The organism is Streptomyces actuosus (assembly GCF_016921115.1).
In the GTDB taxonomy this organism is placed as follows: domain Bacteria; phylum Actinomycetota; class Actinomycetes; order Streptomycetales; family Streptomycetaceae; genus Streptomyces; species Streptomyces actuosus_A.
This window is the reverse complement of record NZ_JAFFZS010000005.1, coordinates 233,033-257,452: the sequence shown is the minus strand read 5'-3', so window position 1 is coordinate 257,452 and position 24,420 is coordinate 233,033. Positions and strand designations below refer to the sequence as shown.

The following is a 24,420-nucleotide window of genomic DNA, read 5'->3' as shown; positions in this document are numbered from 1 at the left end:
CGCCACCGCGTCCCGAGGGCCTCCCGCGCGAACGGGCCCCGAGCGGTGGTCACGGGTCGTCGCCGGCCGCTGCCGAACAGCCTCGGACGGCCCGGACGACGACGCCGCCCGGCGGCGAGACAGTACGGCTCCCTCCTCGGCCGGTCCCTCGATGGGCGAACCGCCGGAAACGGGCTTACGGTCGAACGTGGGGCCGCCCTGTGAGGAACCCCCCACGCGTCGCCCCCCCCGTGATTCCCCCATGACACCCACAGGAGACGACTGCCATGGCCACAGCATCCGAGACGCCTGTACTGGACACCATCGCCGCGATGACGGTCGACTCGATCGAGCGGTGCGGGCTGGCTCCGGAAACGCTCCTGCTCACCCGCATCGCGGCTCTCGCCGCTTCGGACGCACCGCCGATCTCGTACGTCGCCCACATCGACCCCGCCATCCAGGCCGGTCTGACGGCCGAGCAGGTGCAGGACGTCCTTGTCGCCATCGCTCCTGTCGTGGGTACGGCCCGCGTCATGGCGGCGGCCGGCAACCTCGCCAAAGCCCTCGGCTTCACGATCGCGGTCGCCGACGCCGAGGCACAGAGCGGCGAGTAAGGACCTCGCCCGAGGTCCACGGCTGACGGACGTACCCGCCGCCGATGCCTGCGCGCAGCCCACGGCCGAGCAGGACGCGCGGAATCGCGTACCGTCGCCCGGACGGACCATCCCCATCACGCGCCGAACCCCCGTCGCCGTCGGTCACGTGGCGCTCAGGCGCGAGCGGGAGTGGGCCCGGTTCCGTCCGGACCGCTCGATGCATGCCCCGCCGAAACCGGTCCCGTGATCGGCTCCGGGTGCCAGCCGAGCGAGCCGATCTGGCGCAGAGTGCGAAAAGGTGCTCCTGAACCGCAAGGACGCGACTGCTGACGTCGTGTCCGCGCGGATTGCGGGGGCACCTTTTCGATGAGCGCGCAGGGTGGGCGGTCGGATGCCCGTGCGCGCACCGGCATCCGACCGACATCGCGGCCCGAACACCCCCGCAATCACCGGTTCCGGGCCGGTGCGCTTCTATTCTGACGGTATGTCAGATGACGAGTCGTACGAGCTGCTCGGGTTCGACAACGTGATGCTGCCCGTCGGGGACCTGGGGCAGGCCGTGGGGTTCTACGAGCGGGCCGGGTTCACCGTCGGGTTCCGGTTCGACGAGGCGGGCATCGCGCTGCTGCGGGTCGGCGGGGAGGCACCCGGCGTGCTGCTGCGGCAGGAGGAGGCGCTGGGCCACCGGCCACCGCCGTGGCCCTCCCCCCGCATGTGGATCGAGGTGCCGGACGCGCGGACGGCGGCCGGACGGCTGGCCGCGGCCGGGATCCCGCCGCTGGAGGAGCCGTTCTCCGTGGCGACCGGGTGGACCGTCGAGATCGCGGATCCCTGGGGGAACGTCCTCGGCTTCACCGACTACACCAAGCGTCCGGAGCTGGGCCGCAGGGCCTGAGCGGGAGGGCGGACCCCCTGCGCCGACGGCGCGTCGAACGCGCTCGAGAACGGGTCCGCAGTCGCCCTGTCAACGGGGCGATCGGCCGGCCCGGCAGCCGCAGTCCGTGCGCCGGAGCCGGTGCCCGCCGGAGCGCAGGAGGCGGCCCCCACCGCTTCGCGGACCTGGACCACCGGGCCACGCCGGGGAAGGCCACCTCCGCCGACGACGCCGGGCAGGTCCACCACACCGCCGCCTGGATCGTCGTCCCGTGGGCCTCGCGGGAGCACCGCCCAAGGGCGCACCGGCTCGCCGGCGGACCGGGGGTACGACTCGCCAGGGCGGCCGTGCCGGCCGCGGCGCGGTGGCGGGACATGCGGGACGGAGGGGGCACCCGCCCGGACGGGGACGGGTGGACGGACGCCCCCCTCCGAAGAGGCGGACGCCCCGGCCCCGGGTGGGTCGACGGTCCGCCCGAAAGGACCGGCGCCCCGGCCGCCGGACGGACGGACGCCGGCCCCGCCACGGGCTGGGCCGGCGGGGGCCGCGTGACTGGTTAGGCTCTCTTCCCGTGCCCGCGAAATCCCTCCCCGTAGAGAACGACGGCCCCGACGAGACGGCCGGCCCCAGCAAGTCCGAGCAGACCCGTGCGCTGATCCTGGAGACGGCCATGCGGCTGTTCCGGGAGCGGGGGTACGACCGGACGACCATGCGGGCCATCGCCCAGGAGGCGGGGGTCTCCGTCGGCAACGCCTACTACTACTTCGCGGGCAAGGAGCACCTGATCCAGGGCTTCTACGACCGGATCGCAGCCGAGCACCGGGCAGCGGTCCGGGAGATCCTGGACCGGGAGACCGACTTGGAGAGCCGGCTCGCGGGAGTGCTGCGGGCCTGGCTGGACGTCGCGGCGCCCTACCACGAGTTCGCCGTGCAGTTCTTCAAGAACGCCGCCGACCCGGACAGCCCGCTCAGCCCCTTCTCGCAGGAGTCGGAGCACGCGCGGCTGGAGGCCGTCTCCGTCCACCGCGAGGTGCTGGCCGGGGCCCGGCGGACGAAGGTCCCCGAGGAACTGCGGGACGTCCTGCCCGAACTGATGTGGCTGTCCCAGATGGGGCTCGTCCTGTACTGGATCTTCGACCGCACGGAGGGACGGGAGCGCAGCTACCGGCTCGCCGAGCGGGGGGCGCGGCTGACCGCGCGAGGGGTGGCGCTGGCCCGGTTCCGGGTGCTGCGACCCCTGGTGCTGGAGGTGCACGAGCTGTTCACGGACTTCCTCCCCGGGATGACGAAGGTCCTCCCGGACCCCGGGCGCAGGGCGGCTGCCACCGAGTGACCGCCGACCGCGGCCGGGCCGTTCGCCTCGGCCACGGCGGGCGGCATGCCCGGCGTGCGGTGCGCACGGGCGACGCGGATCGGCCCGACGGGTGATAGTGGGGAGCACGTGTGTTCCGCCGTCAGCTCAGGGAGGAAGGGTGGCCCACGTGGTCGACGGTGCTCGGGTGGTGGTCGTGATGGGCGTGTCCGGCGCCGGCAAGTCCACCGTCGGGTCCCGGCTCGCGCACCGCCTCGGCGTCCCGTTCCTGGAGGGCGACGACCTCCATCCCGCCGCCAACCGCACCAAGATGGCGTCCGGTCACCCGCTCGACGACGCCGACCGGCGACCGTGGCTGGCGTCGCTCGCGGAGTGGATCCGTGCCGCGGCATCGAGCGGGCGCGGGGGTGTCGTCGCCTGCTCGTCGCTCAAGCACTCCTACCGCGACGCGTTCCGCCGTACCGGTGCGGAGATGCGGTTCGTGTATCTGGAGCTCACCCCCGAGGTCGCCGGGGAGCGGAGGGCGCACAGGAAGGGGCACTTCATGCCGGCGCAGTTGCTCGGCTCCCAGTACGCCGCCCTGGATCCGCTGGACCGCGACGAACCGGGCGTCACGGTCGGCGCGTCCGGCACCCCGGAGCAGGTCGTGTCGGCCGCGCTGGAAGCCGTGCTCGGGCCGGACGGGTGACGGTGCCGTCCCGGCCGGACGGGCCGGGCCCGGCGCCGTACCGCCGTGCCGCTCCGCCATGGCGCCGCTCCGCCGCCGTACCGCCTGGCCGCCGTACGGCGGCAGACCCCCGCCGCCGTCGCCGCACCGGCGGGCCCGAGCGGACGGCGACCGCGACGACACCCGGCACAGGAGGTCCGGATGGATCTGGTCCACTTCCGCATGGTCGTGCCGCCCGAGCTCACCGGGCCGGCCGTCGACCTGCTGGCCCCCCACGAACTCGTCCTCAACCTGGTGGTCCTGAGGGCGGCCGGGGCCTCGGGGGCCGACGCGATCGAGTGCGACGTGGTGAAGGGCGCCGCGAACACCCTGCTGGGCGGCCTGCGCCGGCTCGGCGTCGACCGGGCGGGGTCGATCGCCGTGGACGGCGTCGACCTGTTGTTCTCGCACCGCGCCGAGGAGATCGAGGCCGGGCGGCCGAGCGTGCTCGTGCACACCCCGCTGTGGGCCGCGGTCGAGGCCCACATCCGGGAGGAGGGGACCTATCCGCCGTCCTTCTACCTGTTCCTGGTGATCGCCGGGGTGATCGGCTCGGTCGGCATCATGACGAACTCGCAGATCCTCGTCGTGGCGGCGATGGTGGTCGGCCCCGAGTACCACGCGATCACCAGCATCGCCCTCGGTCTGGACCGCCGTGACCGGCGCCGGATCCGGGACGGGACGCGCGCGCTGGCGGCGGGATTCCTGCTGGCCATCGCGGTCACGCTGGCCTTCGCCGCGCTCGCGCGCGCGATCGGCCTGCAGTCCCGGGCCTTCGACGCGGGGCTGCGGCCCGTGTCCCACCTCATCGACACCCCCGACGTCTTCTCCCTGACCGTGGCCGTTCTCGCCGGCATCGTCGGGATCGTGTCGGTGACCGAGGCGCGCGCCAGCACCCTGCTCGGTGTGTTCATCTCCGTGACCACGATCCCCGCCGCCTCGGACGTCGCCGTCTCGCTCGCGTTCGCCGACTGGCGGGAGGCCCGGGGCTCGCTGATCCAGCTGGTGCTGAACGTGGTGATCCTCGTGGTCGTCGGGGTTCTCGCGCTGCGTCTGCAACGCGGGCTGTGGCACCGCGCGGCCCGCCGCGTCGCCGGGCGGACGCGGCGCTGAGCGCTCCGCCGGACGTTCCGCGACCCTGCCGGAGGTCGTCCGCGGCACCGTCGTGGCCGGTCGCGCAGTCCCCCGCGCCCCTTTCGGGGCACCGCCCGCACCGCGAAGGACCTCGGCGCCGGGCCCGGCCGGCGGGCTGGACGGGACCGGTCAGTCGGGCGGGGCGGGGCCGAGGAGGACGAGTGTGTCGCCGGGTGCCGGGCCGTCGGGCGGAGTGCCGGTGACGGGCTCCAGCCGACCGTCCCGGCTCACGAGGAACAGGGCGTCGTGCCCTGGGGGGCGGGGTGCCGAGGCGGACTGCACGTGGAACCGGGCACCGCGCCGGTGACGTTCCACCAGCGCCTGACGGGCCAGTTCGGGGCCGAAGAGGGTGGCGCCGCCGGTGTAGGGGGCGACGACGCCCTGGCTGCCGGGCGGCGGCCCGACCCGGTAGATGGGGCCCTCGACCCTGTCGGCCATGACGACGGAGGCGAGGGCGTTGAAGTCGTCGTCGTCCGTGAGCAGGTAGACGGCGGTGACGCCCTCCAGCACGGCCTGCGGGTCCGTGGCGGTGGCCATCAGCTCGCCGGCGGCCGGCTCGATGCCCGCCTCCTCGACCCTGGCCCGCTCCTCGGCCAGGCCCGCCCACATCAGCACGTCGACTCCGGCGCCGCGCAGCGTCCGCGCGAGATCGACGGACCAGGGCGCGCCGCCCACGAGGAGCGGGCGGGCGCGCGCGGGCTGGGCGATGCCGAGCCGGACGGACACGGGTTTCGCGGTCAGGCCGTAGACGACGACGGTTCCGACGATCACCAGGAAGACCACGGGGAGGATCTTGTCGGCGCCGCGCAGTCCCGCGGAGGCGAGCGAGGCGGAGAAGGTCGTGGCGGTGGACGCGGCGACGATGCCGCGCGGGGCCATCCAGCCGACGAAGGCGCGTTCGGGCGGTGAGAGGTCCGTGGCGGCGCAGGAGACCACGGTCACCAGGGGGCGGACCACGACGACGAGCAGGACGACGAGAGCGAGCGTGGGCAGCAGCACCGGGACGAGGGACTCCGGCGTCACGGTCGCCGAGATGGTGACGAACAGCAGACCGATGATCAGCTGGACGAGGGTCTCGAAGAAAGGTCTGCGGGCGGGCATGTCGAATCGGGGCAGGTTCGCGACGGTGAGCCCGGTGACGATCGCGGCGATGAGTCCGGTGTCGTCGAAGGCGATGTCGCAGCCGGCGGCCACCGCGACGACGGTGGCGAGTTGGGCGAGGGTGCCGAGGGTCTCCCCGAGCCGCAGCCACCGCAGGGCGAGCCACAGCAGGGCGACGCCGACGGCTCCGCCGACGAGGCCGACGGCGATGCCGGAGAGGAACGAACCGAACCGGAAGTGACCGCTGCGCAGCCCGCCGGAGACGATGGAGTGGAAGACGACGGCGCCCAGGATGCCCCCGACGGGGTCGATGAGGGTGCCCTCCCACATCAGCACCCGCCGCACCCGTTCCGAGGGCCTCACGTGCTCCAGCAGCGGTCCGACGACGGTCGGCCCGGACACCACGAGAATGACACCGATCATGCTGGCCACGGCCACCGGGACGTCGAACAGCACCGGACCGAGACCCAGCACGGTCCCCCAGGTGAGGATCACGCCGAGCACCATGAGCCGGACGACGACCTTGCGGGTCGCGCGCTTGAGGTGGCGCAGGTCCAGGCCCAGCGCGGCGTCGTAGAGGATGAGCGCCACGGACACCGACACCACCGGCGAGAAGGTGTCCCCCAGCAGTTCGTCGGGGTGGACGACGTCGGTGAGAGCGCCGACGGTGAAGCCGGCGGGCAACAGCAGGATGAGGGCCGGGATGCGGAGCCTGGTCGCGAGGATCTGGCACCCGACGGCGAGGGCCACGGTCAGCCCGATGCCCAGCAGGATGTCGTCGTCGCTCACCCCTGCCTCGCCTCCCGCCGCAGGCCCGCACGGCGCGGGCACGTCGCGGGGTCGGACGCCGTCGTCGCCGGTGGGTCCGAGCCCAGGGGAGTTCCCCGGGGGGCGGCGTGAGCGGGGCCGGTCATCCGCCGGTGGCGGGACCGGGGGAGGCCGGGGCGGGACCGGGGGAGGCCGGGGCGGGACCGGGGGAGGCCGGGGCGGGACCGGGGGAGGCCGGGGCGGGACCGGTTCCGCGCCGTGCGCACTCGGTGGAACTCACGATGTCCTGCTCCTCCACTACGTGCCGGCCCGGCCGGGACCTGGCCCGGAGGGTTCAGCCGTCAGAAAAGCACCGTGGCCGAGGAGCGGCATCCCGGGCGGGACCGCGTTGCGCCGCCCGGCCGAGCAACTTCGCCCGGGCGGGAGCGGTCTGCGGGACGGGGTGGCGGGAGCGTGTCCCGCGGGTGCGATGGCTGGAGGCGCGGGCGGTGGGGACTCCGGCACCGGGAAGCTCGGTGCCGGCAGCCGCGCGGGGATGCCGGGAGGAAGGCGCAGTGCCGGGACACGCAGTGGCTGGAGGCGCGGTGCCGGGGACCACGAGGCCGGGATGCGCGGTGCGCGGGCCGTGGTGCCGCGAGAGCGCGCCGGTCCCGCACCCGGGGGTGCGGGACCGGCGTGGCCGGCGGGGCGCCGGGCGCGGGTGCCGTCAGATCCAGTTCAGGCTCCACAGCCGGAACACGCCGCTGCCGTCCGTCAGGTACTGGCCGCCGCCGACGTCCTCGCTGGTGACGACGTACTCCTTGCTCTGCCACAGCGGGATGACCGGGACGTCCTCGGCGATGTCCTCCTGGAGGGAGCGGAAGTCCTCGGCGGACCGGCCGCGGTCGGCGTACTGCTGCGAGGTCTTGATCAGATGGTCGACGGCCTTGCTGCTGTAGCCGGTGTTCATCGTGCCGTCGCTGCCGACGAGGGGCCCGGCGAAGGTGTCGGGGTCCGGGTAGTCCGCGACCCAGCCGACTGCGTAGGCGTCGAGCTTGCCGGTGGCCCAGCGCTTCTGGAAGTCGGTCCACTCGTAGCCCTTGACCGTCACCTTGAACAGGCCGGACGCCTCCAGCTGGCGCTTGATCTCCTTCGCCTCCTGCGCGACGGCGCCGCTGCCGGTGCCGTAGCCGTAGGTGAACCGGACGGGCAGTTCGACGCCGGCCTCGGTGAGCAGCTCGCGCGCCTTGTCCGCGTCCCGTGTCGGGTAGGCGTCGAAGAACGACGTGGTGTGGCCGACCAGTCCGGTCGGGATCAGCGAGTAGAGCGGATCCACCGTGCCGTCGTACACGGTGCCGGCCAGCCGCTCACGGTCGATCAGCCAGGCGACGGCCCGGCGGACGCGGGTGTCGTGCAGCGGCGAGCCCTTGCGGGTGTTGAAGTACAGGTTGCGGATGTCGGAGCTGTCGGCCTCGGAGACCCGCTTGCCCGGGTCGCTCGGGTTGAGACCGGAGAGAACGTCCGGCGGCAGCTGCCGGGTGGCGACCTGGACCTCCTTCGCCTCCCAGGCCGCGTTCAGTGCCTTGGGGTCCTCGTAGTACCGCAGTTCCACGGGGTCGCCGGCCGTCTTGGCGGCGCCCTTGTAGTGCGAGTTGGGCGCCAGCTGCGCAGAGGATCCCTTGTCGTACGCCGTGAGCGTGTAGGGACCGGTGCCGTCGACACCCGAGTCGGTGCGGAGCGCGTCGGCCGGGTAGCGCTCGGAGTCCACGATCGAGCCCGCGCCGGTGGCCACCTTGAACGGCCAGGTCGCGTCCGGCGACGCCAGGTGGAAGGTCACCTTCAGGCCCTGGGCGTCCACCGAGGCGAGGGTGGAGAGCAGGGCGGCCGGACCGACGTCGGAGTTGATCTTCTTGACCCGGTCGAAGGAGAACTTCACGTCCTGCGCCGTCACGTGACGTCCGCTGGGGAAGGTCATCCCCTCCCGCAGGGTGCAGCGGTACGTCGTCAGGCTGCCGGCGTCGAAGGCGCAGCTCGTGGCCGCGTCCGGGACCGGCTGGATGCCGCCGGGCTCGTAGGTCAGCAACGACTGGTAGACGTTGCTGAACAGGGCCCATGAGCCGGCGTCGTAGGCGCCGGCCGGGTCGAGCGAGGTGACGCTGTCCGTCGTACCGACCACGATGCTCTTGCCGTTGTCCTGTCCGGACGGCAGCAGTTGCCATCCACCCACTGCAGCGGCCGTCAGGACCAGTACCGCCAGCAGGATCCGCATGCGAATCGATCGCATGAGTAGTTGTCCTCCCCGGGCCCGGAACGGGCCCCCGCGTGCGTGCCATTCCCCCGTGGCGGCCACCTCCCCTGGTGGCGCGGCTCACCCAATCACACGGCCTTCACATACAGGAAAGCAGGTCTGTTGAAACAAAAAATACCGTTTCGGCGGGGCAACACCCCCCGCAGACCGCACCTTTCACGCAGCGACAGCGGCGTGAAAGAGCCCCTCCCTAGCGTCGTTCCCGTCAGTTGCGAGAGAGGGGTTACCCACCGATGCCGGTGTCCACCAATGCCTTCGCCCCGCAGGTCCGGGAGCTCGAGTTCTTCCGGTCCGTCGACCGGCGCCTGCTGCACCGCCGGGCGCTGTCGGAGGTCTTCCTCACCGACACGTCGGCGGTGGACGGCTCCCGCTTCCTCGCGGGCGCCCAGCTTCCTTCGTCCCACGCCTGCTTCACCGACCACCCCGGCCGCACCGTGATCGACCCGGTGCTGCTGCTGGAGTGCGCGCGGCAGGCCGAGACCTACGGCGCCCACGCCCACCTCGGCGTCGACTCCGGCACCAAGTTCGTCCTGCAGTCCTGGGAGATGCGGCTGCCCGGCCTGTTCGCCGCGCACGCCGGCGCCCCGGGCGAGCTGACCATGGAGGTCACCACCGACCGGCCGGCCGACGCCACGGCGCCCGCGCGGTCCGTGACGTACGACGTCCGCTTCCTGCTGGACGGCACCGAACTCGGCGAGGTGCGCATGGCGGTCGGCTACCTGTCCCCGGCGACGTACTCGGCGCTGCGCACCCGGCGGCGCGGCACCCCGCCGGTCTCCTCCGACGACGTGCCGGTGGTGGCGGCGACGGTCGCCGCGCACGAGGTGGGGCGCGCCCTCGGGGTGAACGCGCTGCTGCTCGACCCGGTGGTGGACGGCGGGGGCGTCACGGCGGGGGTGCGCACCCCGAACGACAACCCGAGCATGTTCGACCATGCCCAGGACCACCTGCCCGGCATGGTGCTCACCGAGGCCGCGCGGCAGGCGGCCCTGCTCGCCGGGGCACGCCTGCTGGACCGGCCCGTGGACGGCACCGCCCTGGTCGGCTTCGACCTCGGCTTCTCCCGGTTCGCGGAACTCGACGCGCCGGTCACGGTCAGCGCCGTCCCGGAGCCCGGCGGCGACGGCGTCCGCGCCGTCCGCGTCGTGTTCCGGCAGGGCGGCGAGGAGATCGCCTCCGGCACGGTGGACACCGCCCCCGTTCCCGCCTCGCACCGGAGTGCACGGTGAGCGAGCGCGCCGCGGTCCTGACGGGGCTCGGCGGCTGGCTGCCCCCGGTGCGGATCACCAACGACGACCTGGCCCGCGAACTGGACACCACCGACGAGTGGATCACCACCCGCACCGGGATCCGGCAGCGGTTCGTGGTACCCCCGGGCCTGTCCACCTCCGGCGTCGCCGTGGAGGCCGGGCGGCGGGCGCTGGCCTCGGCGGGCACCGGCTCCGTGGACGTACTCGTCCTCGCCACCAGCACCCCCGACCACCCGTGCCCGGCCACCGCGCCGGAGGTGGCGGCCCGGCTCGGGCTCGGCGAGATCCCGGCCTTCGACGTGGCCGCGGTGTGCACCGGATTCGTGTACGCGCTGGCGACCGCCGCGGGTCTGATCACCGCGCGGATCGCCGGCAGCGCGCTGGTGATCGGCGCCGACACCTTCTCCACCATCCTCGACCCGGCCGACCGGACCACCCGGGCGATCTTCGGGGACGGGGCGGGGGCGGTGGTGCTGCGCGCCGGCGACCGGTCCGAGCAGGGCGCGCTGCTCGGCTTCGATCTGGCCAGCGACGGCTCCCAGTCGGAGCTGATCACGGTGCCGGGCGGCGGCTCGGAGCACCGCTCGCGGGGGCTCGCGGAGCCCGCCGACTCCTACTTCACGATGCAGGGTCGCTCGGTGTTCCGTAACGCGGTGACGCGGATGAGCCAGTCGTCGCGGCGGTTGGCCGAGCGGCTCGACTGGCCGCTGACGTCCGTCGACCGGCTCGTGGCGCACCAGGCCAACATCCGCATCCTGAGCGCGGTCGGCAGCGAACTCGGCCTGAGAGAGGAGCAGTTGGTGGTCAACCTGGACCGGGTCGGCAACACCGTCGCCGCTTCCGTGCCACTGGCGCTGGCCGAGGCCGCGCACAGCGGAGCGGTCGCTCCCGGCCACCGGGTGCTGCTGTGCGGCTTCGGCGGCGGCCTCACCTGGGGAGCGGCGGCGCTGGAGTTCCCCCGCCTGACCGTGGCACCGCCGCCGGGCCCGGTGGCGCCCCGGGCTCCGGCGACCGACCGCGCGACCGCCTGACCGTCCGAACGCCTGGGCTGCGGCGCCCCACCGCCTCGCCCCTGTCGGCGTTCCGGCATCTCCCCCACGGCCGCGTCGCCGTCGACGCGGCACCCACCGCGGGCCGTCGCCGTGCACCGCACCGGCGCCGCCCCGACGGCACGTTCAGAACCTTCAGCACCTTCAGCGAACGAAAGGCACCTCCATGAGCACCGTCCAGGAGAAGCTCACCGACCTGCTCGTCACCCAGCTCGGCGTGCCCGCGGCGAAGATAGAGCCGGGGATCAGCTACAAGGACCTCGCTCTCGACTCGCTCGCGCTGATCGAGTTCACGATGATCCTCAACCGGGAGCTGGGCACCGACCTGAGCGACGACCTGCTCCAGGCCGAGACGACCGTCGCCGAGACCGTGGAGTTCATCGAGGCCCAGGGCGTGCGCGCATGAGCCGTCCCGCAACGGGGGCGGTGGCGGTCACCGGCATCGGCCTGGTGACCGCGGCCGGCCTCGACACGCAGACGAGCTGGGAGCGGGTGTGCTCCGGCCGGTCGACGGCCGCGACCGACCCGGAACTGGCCGGTCTGCCCGTCGACTTCTCCTGCCGCGTGACCGGCTTCGACGCCTCCGCCCTGCTCGGGCCGGGCAGTTCGTGGCGGCTGGACCGGTTCACGCAGCTGGCGATCGTCGCCGCCCGTCAGGCCGTGGCCGACGCGGGCCTGGACCCGGAGAGCTGGGACGGCACCCGTGTGGGCGTCATCGTCGGCAACTCGCTGGGCGGCACGCAGACCTGGGAGCAGCAGCACCGCAGGCTGCTGGAGGAGACGCCGAAGAGCGTGTCCCCGCTGCTGATCCCCATGGGCATGTCGAACATGGTCGCCGGCCATCTGGCCATCGACGTCAAGGCGATGGGCCCGAGCATGGTGACGGCCACCGCCTGCGCGTCCGGGGCCAACGCCATCGGCCTGGCCCGGGACCTGCTGCGGTCCGGCACCTGCGACGTGGTGCTGGCGGGCGGGGCCGAGGCCGCGCTGACGCCCGCGGCCGTCACCGGCCTGGCCCGGATGGGCGGGCTGTCGGGCCGGCGTGAGGACCCGGCCGCCGCGTCCCGGCCGTTCGACGCGGCACGGGACGGGTTCGTGGCCGCCGAGGGCGCCGGAATCCTCGTCCTGGAGCGCGCCGAGGACGCGCGGGCACGCGGTGCCGGCGTCTACGCGGACGTGATCGGCTTCGGCGCGTCGTCCGACGCCCACCACGCCACCGCGCCCGACCCGAGCGGCGCCGGCATGGAACGCGCGCTGCGCGCCGCGCTCGCCGACGCCGGTGTCGGCACCGACGAGGTGGACCACGTCAACGCGCACGGCACGTCGACGCCGCTGAACGACGTGACGGAGGGCCGGGTGCTGCGGCGGGTGCTCGGCAGGCGTCCGCTGGTCACCTCCACCAAGGGGGTCACCGGCCACACGCTCGCCGCCGCGGGGGCCGTCGAGGCGGCGTTCACCGCGCTGGCGCTGCACCACCAACTGGTGCCGCCCACCGCGAACCTCACCGACCTCGACCCGGAGATCGACCTCGACGTCGCGGCGGGGGCGGCGGCCGGGGCCGATCTGGAGGTCGCGGTGAGCACGTCGCTGGGGTTCGGCGGGCACAACGCCGCTCTCGTGCTGGCAGCCGCCTGAGCAAGTCGCCGGCCCGCGCGGGCCGGGTGTGAGGAGAAGGAGGAATCGTGCGCCTGAGGAAGCTGGGCAACACGGGAATCGAGACAGGCAGCGTCGGCCTCGGGTGCATGGGGATGAGCTGGCTCTACGAGGAGTCCGCCCGCGACGACGAACGTTCCGTCCGGGTCATCAACGAGGCGCTGGACCTGGGCGCGAACCTGCTGGACACCGCCGACCTGTACGGGGCGGGCCACAACGAGACGCTGCTGGGCAGGGCCATCGCGGGGCGCCGCGAGGAGGCGGTCGTCGCCACCAAGTTCGGGATCGTGCTGGACGACCTGCAGCGGCGGCAGGCCCACCGCGACAACTCCGCCGGCTACCTGGGCAGGGCCGTCGAGGCGAGCCTGGAGCGGCTGGGCACCGACGTCATCGACCTGTACTACGTCCACCGCATCGACCCGGCCGTGCCGCTGGCGGAGACGTGGGGGGCGATGGCCGAGCTGGTCGCGCAGGGCAAGGTGCGCTGGCTGGGCCTGTCCGAGGCGACCGTCGAGCAGGCCCGGGAGGCGCACGCGATCCACCCGGTGACGGCGGTGCAGTCCGAGCTGTCGCTGTGGACCCGGGACGCCCTGGAGGGCGAGGGCGGCGGCATGGTCGGCTGGTGCGAGAGCGTCGGGGCGAGCTTCGTGCCGTTCGCGCCGCTGGGCCGGGGGTTCCTGACCGGGACCCTGCACGCCGACGCGTTCGAGGACAGCGACTTCCGCGCCGCCAACCCGCGCTTCCACCGCGCGGCGATGGAGGCCAACCAGCGGATCGTGGACGTGATCCGGGAGGTCGCCGACCGCCGGTCGGTCACGCCCGCGCAGGTCGCCATCGCGTGGACGCTCGCACAGGGCGAGCGCGTGGTGCCGATCCCCGGGACGAAGAACTCGCGCTACCTGCGGGAGAACGTGGCCGCGGCGGACGTCCTGTTCACCGAGGCGGACCTCGCCGACCTGAACGGGCTGCCCGCCGCCGTGGGAAGCAGGTACTGACCATGGGCCGTCCGTCCCACCGCGACGGGTCCGCCGTACGCATCGCGTTCTTCGACGTCGACGAGACCCTCATCGACCTCAAGAGCATGTTCTCCTTCCTGGAGTTCCACCTCGCCGACGCCGGCCGCTACCGGGCGGCCGAGGACGCGCTGACCGGAGCCGCACGGGCCGGCGTGCCCCGCGAGGAGACCAACCGCGCCTACTACCGCAACTACGCGGGCCGGGACGTCGCCGCTCTCGCCGCGGACGGGCACCGCTGGTTCGCCCGGGAACTGCGCCGCGAGGGCTTCTTCCACGCGGACGTCGTCGCCGAGCTGCGCCGGCTCCGCGGCGCCGGCCACCGGATCGCCCTGGTCTCCGGCTCGTTCCGCGCCTGCCTGGACCCGATCGCCGAGCACCTCGCCGTGGACGACGTGCTGTGCAGCGAGCCCGGGGTGGCCGAAGGCCGCTACACGGGCGAGGTGCTCAGCACGGTGATCGGCGAGGGCAAGGCGACCGCGGCACGCGCGCTGATGCTCCGCACCGGTGCCCGGCCAGAGGACTGCGTCGCCTACGGCGACCACGCCTCGGACCTGCCGCTGCTGAGCTGCGTGGGCACCGCGGGCGTCGTCGGGGACGACCCGGTGCTCACCGCGCACGCCGCCCGCCGCGGCTGGACCATCTTTCCCCCGGCCGCCGGGGCCGCAGCGACGGCACAGGGGACCGCCGCTGCCGCCCCGGCCCCCTTCGCGGGCCGTCCGGCCCCGACCCCGACCGCCCCATCCCACGCGAGCACGGAGGAACTCACAGATGCGACTCGGTAACGGGCTCGGGATCCGGGCCGTGCGCACCTGGCTGCCGCCGACCGTCCAGACCGCGCGGGACGCCGTCGCGCACGGCCGGATCGACGACGAGGACGTGGCCGCCGTCGGTGTCACCGAGGTGCCGGTCGCCGAGGCGGACTCCGCCCCGGACATGGCGGTGGCCGCGGCCCGCGCCGCGCTCACCGCGGCCGGCTGGGACGGCGCCGGCCTCGGCTTCACCACGCACGCCTGGATCCACCACCAGGGCCACGACTTCTGGTCGCCGGCCCACTACGTGGCCCACCGGCTCGGCGCCGCGCGCGGCGTGCCGCTGGGCATCCAGGTGATGTGCAACGGCGGCGGCACCGCCCTGGAGGCCGCCGCGGCCCGGCTGCTGGCCGACCCGGCCACCGGCCGCGCCCTCGTCACCACCGGCGACCGCTTCCCCGACGAGGGCTTCGACCGCTGGGCGGGCGACTACGGCGTCTTCTACGGGGACGGTGCCACGGCCCTGCTCCTGCACGGACGCGACGACACCGTCGACGAGTTCACACTGCTCGGCGTGTCCAGCGCCGCGGTCTCGGCCGCCGAGGGGCTGCACCGCGGCAGGGACCCGTTCACCCCGGCGAGCCGGTGGATCAGCGACCGGGTGGACGTGAAGCGCACGAAGAAGGCGTTCATCACCGACGAGGGCCTCGACGGGTTCTACCGGGGTGTGCACGCCGCGCTGCGGGACATCGTCACCACCGCGCTGGCCGAGGCCGGCATCGAGACCGACGACCCGCGGATCCGCCTCCTGGCCCTGCCCCGGGTGGGCGTCAAGGTGCGGCGCGAGACCTACCATCCGGCGGTCGACGGCCTGACCAAGGCGCGGATCGTCGAACTCGGCGGACGCACCGGCCACCTGGGGGCCGGTGACATGACCGCGAACCTGACGGCCATCGGGGAGCAGGAGCTGCTGGCACCGGGCGAGGTCGCCGTCGCCGTGTCGGCGGGCGGGGGCTTCGGCTTCACCTGCGCGGTCGTCGCCCGGCCCGTCCGCTCCTGACCCGCCCTTCCCCCTTCCTCACCCGTCCCTTCCTTCCCTCGCCTTTCCCACCCCCACCCCCTTCCCCGTCCCCTCCCCGCACTCGACCTGAATCCCCCGACCTCATTCTGCAAAGGACCGTTTCATGAGTACGGCTCGTCCGGACGCCGCTCGCGGCAATCCGACCCTGACGCTCGCCGCCGTCTGCCTCGCAGTCCTGGTACTGCCCGCCTCGCTGACGGGTACGTCCGTCGCCCTTCCGGACATCAACTCCGACCTGCACGTGGGGCTCGCCCCGCTGCAGTGGGTGGTCAACGCCTACAACCTCGCCTTCGCCTGCTTCATGCTGGGTTGCGGCTCGCTCGCCGACATCCTGGGCCGACGCCGCATGTTCGCCGCCGGCACCGCGCTGTTCGCCCTGTCCAGCCTGGCCAGTGCCCTCACGTCGAGCATCGCCGTCCTCGACGTGGCGCGCGCCCTGGCCGGGCTCGGAGCGGCCGCGGTGATGACGGCGGGGGCGGCGATGCTCGCCACGTCGTTCGAGGGTGCCGCGCAGGCGCGGGCCTTCGCCGTGCTCGGCTCGTCGGCCGGCGCCGGTCTTGCCCTGGGCCCGTCGACCGCGGGGCTGCTCGTCAACTCCTTCGGCTGGCGTGCGGTGTTCGCCTCGCACCTGGTGATCGCGGTGATCGTGCTGTGCGCGGTGCCGCTGATGCCGGAGTCGAGGAACCCGGCCGCGACCAAGGTCGACTGGGCCGGCACCTCCACCTTCACGCTGTCGTTGTTCTGCCTGATGTACGCGATCGTGCGGGGCCCGCAGCAGGGCTGGACGAGCGGGCCGACGCTGCTGCTGCTCGCCGGTGCGGTGCTGCTGATGGCGCTGTTCGTGGTCGCCGAGCTGCGCCAGAGCCGGCCGATGTTCCAGCTGTCGCTGCTGGGGCAGAGCCGGTTCATGGCGGTGTCGCTGATCCCGGTCGCCCTGTCCTTCAGCTTCGTGTGCATGCTGGTGCTGCTGCCGACGTACTTCACCGGCGTCGCCGGCATGAGCACCAATGCCTCGGGCGCCACGATGATGCTGCTCACACTGCCCGTGCTGGTGGTGCCGCTGGCGGTCAGCCGGATGGTGAAGAACGGCGTGTCCACGCGGCTCGTGCTCACCCTCAGCCTCGTCCTCGCCGCGGCCGGCGCGGCCTGGCTCACCCGGATCGGGCCGGACGTGTCGGTGGCCGTGCTGGCCGGTCCGCTGCTGCTGCTCGGCGTGTCGATGGGCATGACGGCGGGTCTTGTGGACGGTGTGGCCATCACCTCGGTGGAGCCGGCCCAGGCCGGGGCCGCGGCAGGCATGTTCAACACGATGCGACTGGCCGGTGAGGCGTTCGCCATCGCGGTGATGAGCGCGGTGCTGCTCAACTCCACGCGCTCGCACGTCGCCGACGGTCTGTCCGGCGTGCGCGGTGCCGAAGGGGCCGACGCGGGCGGCGTGGCCGAGCGGGCGGTCGGCGGCGACCTGACCGGTGCCGCGGGCACCGTCGGCGCATCGGCCCGCTCCGCCTTCACCACGCTGCTGAAGGGCGCCTACACCGACGGGCTGCACCTGGTGCTGTGGGTGGTGACCGTCCTGTGTGCCGCGAGCGCGGTGCTGGTGGGCGTGATGCTGCGGGAGAGGCCCCAGCAGGCCGCCGCACCGGAGCGCGTCGCCGAGGAGGCGGCCGTATGACCGCGCCGCAGGCGCTGCCCGTGCTGGTGGCGGGCGCCGGGCCGGCGGGGCTGACCGCGACCACGGAGCTGCTGCGGCGCGGGGTGCCGGTGCGGTGCGTGGACCGGGCCGACGGGCCGAGCACGCTGTCGAAGGCGCTGGGCCTGTGGCCCCGCACCGTGGAGCTGATCCACCGGGTCGGCGGCCGGGAGATGCTCGCCGAGCGGGCGCTGCCCCAGTCGCAGATGCGGTACTACTCCGACGGCAGCCCCATCGCCGACCTGCGCTACAAGCCGGCGACCCGGCCGCTGATCTGCCCCCAGCCGGACATCGAGGAGGTGCTGCGCGCCAACCTCGCCTCGGTGGGCGGCGGCGTCGAGTGGCGGACCGAACTGCTCGGCTTCGAGCAGTTCGGCGACCGGGTGCGGGCCCGGCTGCGGCACCCGGACGGCACCGAGCACGAGGCGGAGTACGCGTACGTGGTCGGCGCGGACGGCGCGAGCAGCACCGTCCGCGGCCTGCTCGGGGTCGGCTTCGAGGGGTCCACCTACGAGCTGCGGTTCGTCGTCGCCGACGTCCGGGTCGACACCCGCTTCGACCATCGGATGACGCACTACTTCTGCTCGCCGCGCGGCATCCTGGTCGCCTGCGGCCTGCCGGACGGCCGCTGGCGCGTGTTCACCTCCGCCCCGCCCGGCGTCAGCCGGGACGACGTCGACCTGGACGCCGTGCAGCGGCTGGTCGACGAGCGCGGGCCGGGCGGGATCCGGCTGCGCGATCCCGACTGGATCAGCGTGTTCGACGTGCACGCGCGGCACGCGGAGACGACCCGGGTGGACCGGGTCTTCCTGATCGGGGACGCGGCGCACATCCACAGCCCGGCCGGTGGCCAGGGCCTGAACACGGGCATGAACGACGCCCACAACCTGGCCTGGAAGCTGGCGCTGGTGTGGCAGGGGCGCACAGCCGACCGGCTGCTGGACGGCTTCGTCAGCGAGCGCGGGGACGTGGCGCGGGCCGTCGTACGGCAGGCCGACGTGCAGACCCGGCTGTGGCTGCTGCGCAAGGGCCACCAGGTGGTGCTGCGCGACAACGTGCTGCGCCTCGCCTCGGGGCTGCGGCTGTTCGACCTGGCCTACATCCCCTGGCTGGCCGGTCTGCGGACGCGGTACCGCACGGGGCCGACGGCCGGGCGGAGGACCGCCGGGTTCACGCCCGGCGCGCTGGTGCCGCTGCCGCTGCGCGCAGAACTCGACGATCTGCGGCACACGTTGATCGTGACGGGGGCGGCGGACGCCGAGATGCGCGAGTTGGTCCGCTGGTGCGGCGAGCGGCTGGGCGAGGTGGTCGACGTGCGCACCGAGGTCCGTCGGGGCCGGTCCGCGCTGGTGCTGGCCCGGCCGGACGGGCACGTCGACTGGATCGCCCGGGACGCGCCCGGGATGCGGGCACGTCTGACCGACCTGTTCCGCCCGATGCTCAAGGGCACGGCGGAGCGGGCGCATGGGCAGGAGGAACAAGAGAAAGTGAAGGCACACACGGCATGAGTCTCATTCCCGACAGCCACCGGGACCTGCTGGAGCGGCCGTTGTTCGGCCATCTGGCCACGATCCGCCCGGCGGGCGGGCCGCAGGTGAACCCGATGTGGTTCTCCTGGGACGGCGAGTACCTCCGCTTCACCAACACCACGGTCCGCTACAAGTACCGCAACATCACGGCGAACCCGCAGGTGGCGGTGTCGGTCAACGATCCGGAGCAGCCCTACCGCTACCTGGAGATCCGCGGCGAGGTGGTGCGGATCGACGACGACTCCTCCGCCGAGTTCTTCGCCCGGCTGGCCGAGCGGTACGGCATGAAGCTGGACGGTCCGCCGCCGGACGCCGAGCACCGCATCGTGTACGTGGTGAAGCCGACGGCGGTCAGCCACCAGTGAACGACCGCCGCCGTGCCGCCGTGCGGTGACGGCGTGTCAGCCCGCCTGGGCCGGTACCAGGTCCGCGACCAGGACGGGGCGGGCGCCGAGGGCGACGAGCCGGTCCAGCGCCTCCTGGTGCTGGGCCTGGCTCTGGCTGGCGGTGGCGTCGGTGACGACGGCCGTGTCGTAGCCGAGGCGTACGGCGGTGGCGGCGGTGGCCGCGACGCCGTGGGCGGTGGACAGCCCGGCGACGACGACCGAGGTGACGCCCTCGCCGCGCAGCAGCTCCTGCAGGCTCGTGCCCTCGAACGCGTCCAGGCCGTGCTTGGTGACCAGGTGGTCGCCCGGGTGCGGCGCACAGGCGGGCACCAGCTGGTTCGGGGCGGCGCCGGCTCCGCCGTCGGCACCGTCCTCGCGGACGTAGCGGACGAGGACGACGGTGGCGTCGGTGTCGTGCGCGAAGTGCTCGCGCAGGCGTCCGCAGGCGTCGGCCACGGTGGCGCCGTCGACCGGCTGCCACGGCATGTCGACGATCCACCGCTGCAGATCGATCAGGACAAGTGCCGTGTGTGCGCGGGTCATTCTGTTCCCCCAGAAACGGATGATCGGCAGGCTCCGGCACCCTACCAAGGGGAAAGCACAGGCCAGTGGAGAGGCCCATCACGACAAGGAACGGCCTGCGGCTGTGGACGGAGGAGTTCGGCCGCCGCGGCGATCCGGCGGTGCTGCTCGTCATGGGCGCCACGGTGCCGGGCACGGTGTGGCCGGACGAGCTGTGCCGGCTGCTGGCCGCGGAGGGTTTCCGGGTGGTGCGGTACGACCACCGGGACACCGGCCGCTCGGACCGGTCCGCCGCCGCGTACGAGATGTCCGAGCTGGCCGCGGACGCCGCCGACGTGATCACCGGCCTGGGGCTGGAGGCGGCGCATGTCGTGGGCCAGTCCTTCGGGGGGGTGGTGGCGCAGCTGCTGGCACTACGGGCGCCCGAACGCGTGCGGTCGCTGGTGCTGTTGTCCAGCTCACCGGATGCCAACGGCGACGTACGGCTGCCGCCGGCCGGCGGGCTGCCCGGGCCGCGTGCGCCCATGCTGGAGCGGGCCGCCCGGCTCGCCGAGGCGCCGCCGCGGGGGCCGCGGGAGGAGCTGGCCGCCGCGGTCGACGGCTGGCGGGTGCTGGTGGGGCCGGGCGTCCCCTTCGACGAGAGGTACTGGTCCGACCTGGCGCGGCGGGTGCGGGACCGCGCCCGGCAACCCGACACCTCATGGCGTCATCTGGCCGCCCTGGACCGGATGCCGCCGCTGACCGGGCCATTGGCCGGACTGGATGTGCCGACGTTGGTGGTGCACGGCGAGCTGGACCCGGTCTTCCCGCCCGAGCACGGCGAGGAGCTGCACCGGGTGATCCCGGGGGCGCGGCTGTGGCGGCTGGCCCGGATGGGCCACATCTTCCCGCCGCACTGGTCGCCGGCGATCGGCGCACTGATCACCGAGCACGTCCGCCGCAGCACCCTCACCCGAACCGCATGCGAAGGAGACCGTGATGCGCCCCCCGACGACGGCCCCGACCGCCCTTCCGGTACGGCAGCAGCATGACGGAAAACAAGTGGCGCGGAGCCGTTTTCTGCGCTCATTGCGCAGCCATCGGCCTTTTTGCCGGCAAGCGGAGGAATGGATACCGGATCCGTTGACGGCGGCGATTCACCGGTTCACCGGCATCGCTCGAAATGATTGAAGTAACAAGGAAACGCGGATTAACACGGAGGCAACACAGCAGGACAACACGCGTCTCACGTGTCGTTCGGCATGTGATCCATCGAACAAGTCGGCCGCCCCGTTCCGTCCTCCGAATCGCTTACGCTGGCAGGCGCAACGCCTACGGGGGAAGGCACTACCGCATCATGGTAAGAACGGAAAACGACTTCGGGATTCTCGGAACGCTCTCCGCAACCGTCGCCGGTGAAGAACTGGTCATTGAATCCGGAAAGCTCCGCGTCCTGCTGGCGGCGCTCCTGCTGCGCGCCGGCTCGGTGGTCGACAACGATCGCCTCGCCGACTGGCTGTGGGACGACCGCCTGCCGTCCAACCCGCGCGGGACCCTGCACACCTACGTCCGTCGGCTGCGGATGCTGCTCGGCGACACGGACCTGGTCGAGACGGCGCCCGGCGGCTACCGCATCCATGTGGCCGAGGAAGAGCTGGACCTCACCCGCTTCCGGGGCCGGGTGCGGGCCGCGACACGGGCGAAGTCGCCCGAGGAGCGGTCGCGGCTGCTGGCCGAGGCACTCGGCGCGTGGCGCGGCGCGCCGCTCGCGGACGTGCCCTCGGACGCGTTGCGCCGCGACGAGTCCCCGGCCCTGGAGGACGAGCGGCTCGGCGCGCTGGAGGCGTACTTCGAGACCGAACTCCATCTCGGCCGGCACGCACAGCTGGTGAAGGAACTGCGCACCGCCGCGATGGACAACCCGCTCCGGGAGAACTTCTGGAGCCAGCTGATGCTGGCCCTGTACCGCTCCGGGCGGCAGGCGGAGGCGCTGGACGTCTACCAGCAGGCCCGCAGGGAACTGGTCGAGCAGCTCGGCATCGAACCGGGGGAACGGCTGCGCGCCCTGCACACCGGCATCCTGGAGTCGGACCCGTCCCTCGCCGCGCCGGACGGCCCGCGCCCCGGCGCCGGGGAGGCCGTCACGGTCCCGGCACAACTCCCGCCGCTCGCCCTGGGGTTCGTGGGTCGCGAGGACGTGGTGCGGCGGGCCGAGGCGCTCCTGCCGCCCACCCCGGAGCGCACCGGTGTACCCGTCGTGGTGCTGTCCGGGCCGCCCGGCGTGGGCAAGACCGCGCTCGCCGTGTGCGTGGGCCGGCGCGTGCGCGCCGCCTTCCCCGACGGGCAGCTGTACGTCAACCTGCGCGGCTACGAGCGCGGCGGGGAGTACGCGCCGCTCCCGCCGGACCAGGTCCTCGCCCAGTTCCTGCGCGCCCTGGGCGTGCCCGCGCAGGCCATCCCGGTCGACCCCGTGGAGCAGGCCAACCTCTACCGCTCCAAACTGACCGGGAAGAACGTCCTGGTGGTGCTGGACAACGCGGCCGGCGCCGAGCAGGTGCTGCCGCTCGTTCCCGGCGACGCGGGCTGCGCCGTGCTGATCACCAGCAGGCGCCAGCTGCGCTCCCTCGCCGTCACGCACGGCGCGCAGGTGTTCCCCGTCGGCACACTCAGCCCCGAGGAGTCGGCGGACCTGGTCACCGGCATGCTGCGGCAGGCCGGCCTGGCCATCGGGCCGGAGGCGGTGGACGAGGTGGCCGCCCTGTGCTCGTATCTGCCGCTCGCCCTGCGCATCGCCGCCGCCAACCTGATCACCGCCCCCGGCGGGCACACCGACTCGTACCTGGAGAGCCTCAGGCGCGGCAACCGCCTCGCCGCGCTGTGCGTCGACGGCGACACCGCGTCCGCCGTCTCCGCGGCCATCGCCCTGTCGTACGACGCCCTCGCCCCGGACGACCGGGCGGTCTTCCGGCTCGCCGGGCTCTTCCCCGGCTCCGACTTCACCCCTGCCGCCGTCTCCGTGCTCGCCGACATCAGCGAGGCACAGGCGCGGACCTGCCTGAGCCGGCTGGAGACGGCGAGCCTGCTCCAGCAGACCGCACCCGGCCGCTACCAGTTCCACGACCTGCTGCGCGAGTACGCCCAGGACCGCGCCGCCGACGAGCACACCGCCACCGAGCGGGCCGGAGCCGCGGCGCGGCTCGGCCGCTGGTACCTGGCGGGCGCCTGCGCCGCGGCCGACGTGCTGTACTCCGAGTTCGTCCGGCTCACCGAACCGCGGGCGGGCGAACCGGTCCTGGACGCACCCCGGTTCCGCGACGAGAGCCACGCGCTGGCCTGGCTGCTGGCGGAGCGGCGCAACCTGATGGCCTGCGTGCGCTACTTCGGCGCCCGCGGCCCGCGCCACCTGTCCTGGCACCTGGCCGACGCGCTGCGCGGCTTCTTCTGGACGGGCACCTACCGCACCGAGTGGGACGAGACGACCCGCATCGCCCTGGACGCGGCCGAGTCCGAGGCCGACGACCGCGGCATCGCCGCCATGCACCGCAGCCTCGCCAACCTGCACAACACCCTCGGCGACTACGAGGGGGCCATCGCGCACCAGGAGAAGAGCCTGGCCCTGCACGACCGGCTCGGCATGGCGGAGGAGGTCGCCGCCATGCTGAACAACATGAGCCTGGCCCACCTCAGCCTGGGCCGGACCGCCCAGGCCGAACAGGCCGCGCGGCGGGCGCTGGACGTCGCGCACAGCATCCGCTCACCCCGGCTGGAGGCCGCCACGCAGGGGCTGCTGGGGTTCCTCCACTGGACGCAGGGGGACATGACGCGCGCGGGCGAGTTCCTGACCGCCTCGCTGGCCACCGCCGGTGACCTCGGCCTGCACCACATCACCTCCTACAGCCTGCGCAACCTCGGACTGGTGCGCCAGGCCGCCGGGGAGCTGGCCCAGGCGCGGTCCTGCTTCGCGCGGGCGCTGAAGGCGTCGGAGTCCATCGACTCCTCCTACGACCGCAGCATCTCCCTGTACGGGCTCGCCCTGGTCGACCTGGACGTGGGCCGGCCCGACACGGCACTCGACTCCGCCCGGCGGGCATTGAGTTCGTTCCAGGAGTGCGGCGACCGCACCTGGGAGGTGGAGACGCTGTGCCTGCTGTCCGCCATCAGCGTCGCCCTCGACGCCCCCGCCCGGTCGGCCGGTTACGCGGGCACCGCGCTGGAGGGCGCCCGCCAGATCGGCTACGTCGACGGGGAGGCGTACGCGCTGGCCCGGCTCGCCGTCACCGACGGGCTGCTGGGCCGCGCCGAGGCCGCCGGCCGCGCCGAGGCGGCCCGCTCCCTCGCGGACACCAGCGCCAACCCGGTCGCGCGCAGCAAGGTGCTGCTGGAGCTCGCGGCGCTCCATCTGCGCCTGGACGCGCCCGAGTCGGCCGAGGAGTGCGCCCGCACCGCGCTCGCCCTGTCCCAGCCGGCCGCGCAGCGCCTGAACGTCGCCCGTGCACAGCACGTCCTGGGCGATGTCGCCGCACTGGCCGGAGAGCACGAGCGGGCGCGCGCGTACTGGACCGAGGCGCTCACGGCGTTCGGCGACATCGGTGTCGCCGAGGCCGACGCCGTACGCGCCCGCCTCACCACCGCATCCGCTTCATGACCGCCCGGGGCTCGGAGAAGCACGTCCCGACATCCTCCCCTCCCGTCCACCCCGTGCCCCGCTACGCGGGTGCTTCGATTCCTCCCCGGCCCGAAGGCCGGGGCATCCTCGAAG

20 protein-coding genes are annotated in these 24,420 nt (G+C 73.6%); 17 read left to right on the top strand and 3 right to left on the bottom strand.

The window, feature by feature from the left end:
• The first annotated feature begins 266 nt into the window (after positions 1–266).
• The 5 genes from JS756_RS09620 (at position 267) to JS756_RS09600 (ending at position 4,580) form a co-directional block, all read left to right on the top strand.
• Positions 267–593, top strand: a complete 327-nt coding sequence (locus JS756_RS09620; protein WP_205382586.1) for a carboxymuconolactone decarboxylase family protein — start codon at positions 267–269, stop codon at positions 591–593.
• 466 nt (positions 594–1,059) lie between these two features.
• On the top strand, positions 1,060–1,470 hold the full coding sequence (locus JS756_RS09615; RefSeq protein ID WP_205382585.1) for a VOC family protein: 411 nt from the start codon (positions 1,060–1,062) through the stop codon (positions 1,468–1,470).
• 550 nt (positions 1,471–2,020) lie between these two features.
• A complete protein-coding gene (locus JS756_RS09610; protein ID WP_205382584.1) occupies positions 2,021–2,782 on the top strand; it encodes a TetR/AcrR family transcriptional regulator in 762 nt (253 codons plus the stop codon).
• A gap of 139 nt (positions 2,783–2,921) precedes the next feature.
• Positions 2,922–3,449, top strand: a complete 528-nt coding sequence (locus JS756_RS09605) for a gluconokinase (protein ID WP_307790472.1) — start codon at positions 2,922–2,924, stop codon at positions 3,447–3,449.
• 180 nt (positions 3,450–3,629) lie between these two features.
• Complete coding sequence (locus tag JS756_RS09600; RefSeq protein WP_205382583.1) at positions 3,630–4,580, top strand: DUF389 domain-containing protein; 951 nt, start codon at positions 3,630–3,632, stop codon at positions 4,578–4,580.
• A 150-nt stretch (positions 4,581–4,730) separates the two neighbouring features.
• Here the strand turns inward: JS756_RS09600 and JS756_RS09595 are convergent, their stop codons facing one another.
• Together JS756_RS09595 and JS756_RS09590 are read right to left on the bottom strand one after the other, a co-directional pair.
• On the bottom strand, positions 4,731–6,491 hold the full coding sequence (locus JS756_RS09595; RefSeq protein WP_205382582.1) for a cation:proton antiporter: 1,761 nt from the start codon (positions 6,489–6,491) through the stop codon (positions 4,731–4,733).
• 685 nt (positions 6,492–7,176) lie between these two features.
• Entirely contained in the window at positions 7,177–8,733 is a 1,557-nt protein-coding gene (locus JS756_RS09590) for an ABC transporter substrate-binding protein (protein ID WP_205382581.1), read from the bottom strand.
• A 263-nt stretch (positions 8,734–8,996) separates the two neighbouring features.
• Here JS756_RS09590 and JS756_RS09585 point away from each other — a divergent pair, with 263 nt between their 5' ends.
• The 10 genes from JS756_RS09585 (at position 8,997) to JS756_RS09540 (ending at position 19,139) form a co-directional block, all read left to right on the top strand.
• Positions 8,997–9,986, top strand: coding sequence for an AfsA-related hotdog domain-containing protein (locus JS756_RS09585; protein WP_205382580.1), 990 nt, complete (start codon positions 8,997–8,999; stop codon positions 9,984–9,986).
• Positions 9,983–11,038 carry a beta-ketoacyl-ACP synthase III gene (locus JS756_RS09580; protein WP_205382579.1) on the top strand — a complete coding sequence of 352 codons (1,056 nt, stop codon included), beginning with the start codon at positions 9,983–9,985 and terminating at the stop codon, positions 11,036–11,038. The genes JS756_RS09585 and JS756_RS09580 overlap by 4 nt, the downstream gene beginning before the upstream one ends.
• A gap of 184 nt (positions 11,039–11,222) precedes the next feature.
• Positions 11,223–11,462, top strand: coding sequence for an acyl carrier protein (locus JS756_RS09575; protein WP_205382578.1), 240 nt, complete (start codon positions 11,223–11,225; stop codon positions 11,460–11,462).
• Positions 11,459–12,691: a beta-ketoacyl-[acyl-carrier-protein] synthase family protein gene (locus JS756_RS09570; protein ID WP_205382577.1), complete on the top strand. Its 1,233-nt coding sequence runs from the start codon at positions 11,459–11,461 to the stop codon at positions 12,689–12,691. The genes JS756_RS09575 and JS756_RS09570 overlap by 4 nt, the downstream gene beginning before the upstream one ends.
• Before the next feature lie 53 nt (positions 12,692–12,744).
• Positions 12,745–13,704: an aldo/keto reductase gene (locus tag JS756_RS09565; RefSeq protein WP_275892670.1), complete on the top strand. Its 960-nt coding sequence runs from the start codon at positions 12,745–12,747 to the stop codon at positions 13,702–13,704.
• A 2-nt stretch (positions 13,705–13,706) separates the two neighbouring features.
• Positions 13,707–14,507, top strand: a complete 801-nt coding sequence (locus tag JS756_RS09560; RefSeq protein ID WP_205382576.1) for an HAD family hydrolase — start codon at positions 13,707–13,709, stop codon at positions 14,505–14,507.
• On the top strand, positions 14,494–15,534 hold the full coding sequence (locus JS756_RS09555; RefSeq protein ID WP_205382575.1) for a beta-ketoacyl-[acyl-carrier-protein] synthase family protein: 1,041 nt from the start codon (positions 14,494–14,496) through the stop codon (positions 15,532–15,534). The genes JS756_RS09560 and JS756_RS09555 overlap by 14 nt, the downstream gene beginning before the upstream one ends.
• Positions 15,535–15,658: 124 nt before the next feature.
• Positions 15,659–17,227 (top strand): MFS transporter, encoded by a 1,569-nt coding sequence (locus tag JS756_RS09550; RefSeq protein ID WP_205382574.1) that lies wholly within the window; start codon positions 15,659–15,661, stop codon positions 17,225–17,227.
• Positions 17,224–18,753: an FAD-dependent monooxygenase gene (locus tag JS756_RS09545; RefSeq protein WP_205382573.1), complete on the top strand. Its 1,530-nt coding sequence runs from the start codon at positions 17,224–17,226 to the stop codon at positions 18,751–18,753. The genes JS756_RS09550 and JS756_RS09545 overlap by 4 nt, the downstream gene beginning before the upstream one ends.
• Positions 18,750–19,139 carry a PPOX class F420-dependent oxidoreductase gene (locus JS756_RS09540; RefSeq protein WP_205382572.1) on the top strand — a complete coding sequence of 130 codons (390 nt, stop codon included), beginning with the start codon at positions 18,750–18,752 and terminating at the stop codon, positions 19,137–19,139. Before JS756_RS09545 ends, JS756_RS09540 begins: the two co-directional genes overlap by 4 nt.
• A gap of 36 nt (positions 19,140–19,175) precedes the next feature.
• On the opposite strand, the gene JS756_RS09535 is transcribed toward JS756_RS09540, so the two are convergent.
• Positions 19,176–19,703 carry a cysteine hydrolase family protein gene (locus JS756_RS09535; RefSeq protein ID WP_205382571.1) on the bottom strand — a complete coding sequence of 176 codons (528 nt, stop codon included), beginning with the start codon at positions 19,701–19,703 and terminating at the stop codon, positions 19,176–19,178.
• Between the two features lie 65 nt (positions 19,704–19,768).
• On the opposite strand from JS756_RS09535, the gene JS756_RS09530 reads away from it, so the two are divergent.
• The gene (locus JS756_RS09530) at positions 19,769–20,713 is read left to right on the top strand and encodes an alpha/beta fold hydrolase (RefSeq protein WP_205382570.1); all 945 of its coding nucleotides are present in this window, start codon (positions 19,769–19,771) and stop codon (positions 20,711–20,713) included.
• Positions 20,714–21,018: 305 nt separating this feature from the next.
• Positions 21,019–24,306: an AfsR/SARP family transcriptional regulator gene (locus tag JS756_RS09525; protein ID WP_205382569.1), complete on the top strand. Its 3,288-nt coding sequence runs from the start codon at positions 21,019–21,021 to the stop codon at positions 24,304–24,306.
• Positions 24,307–24,420 lie beyond the last annotated feature (114 nt).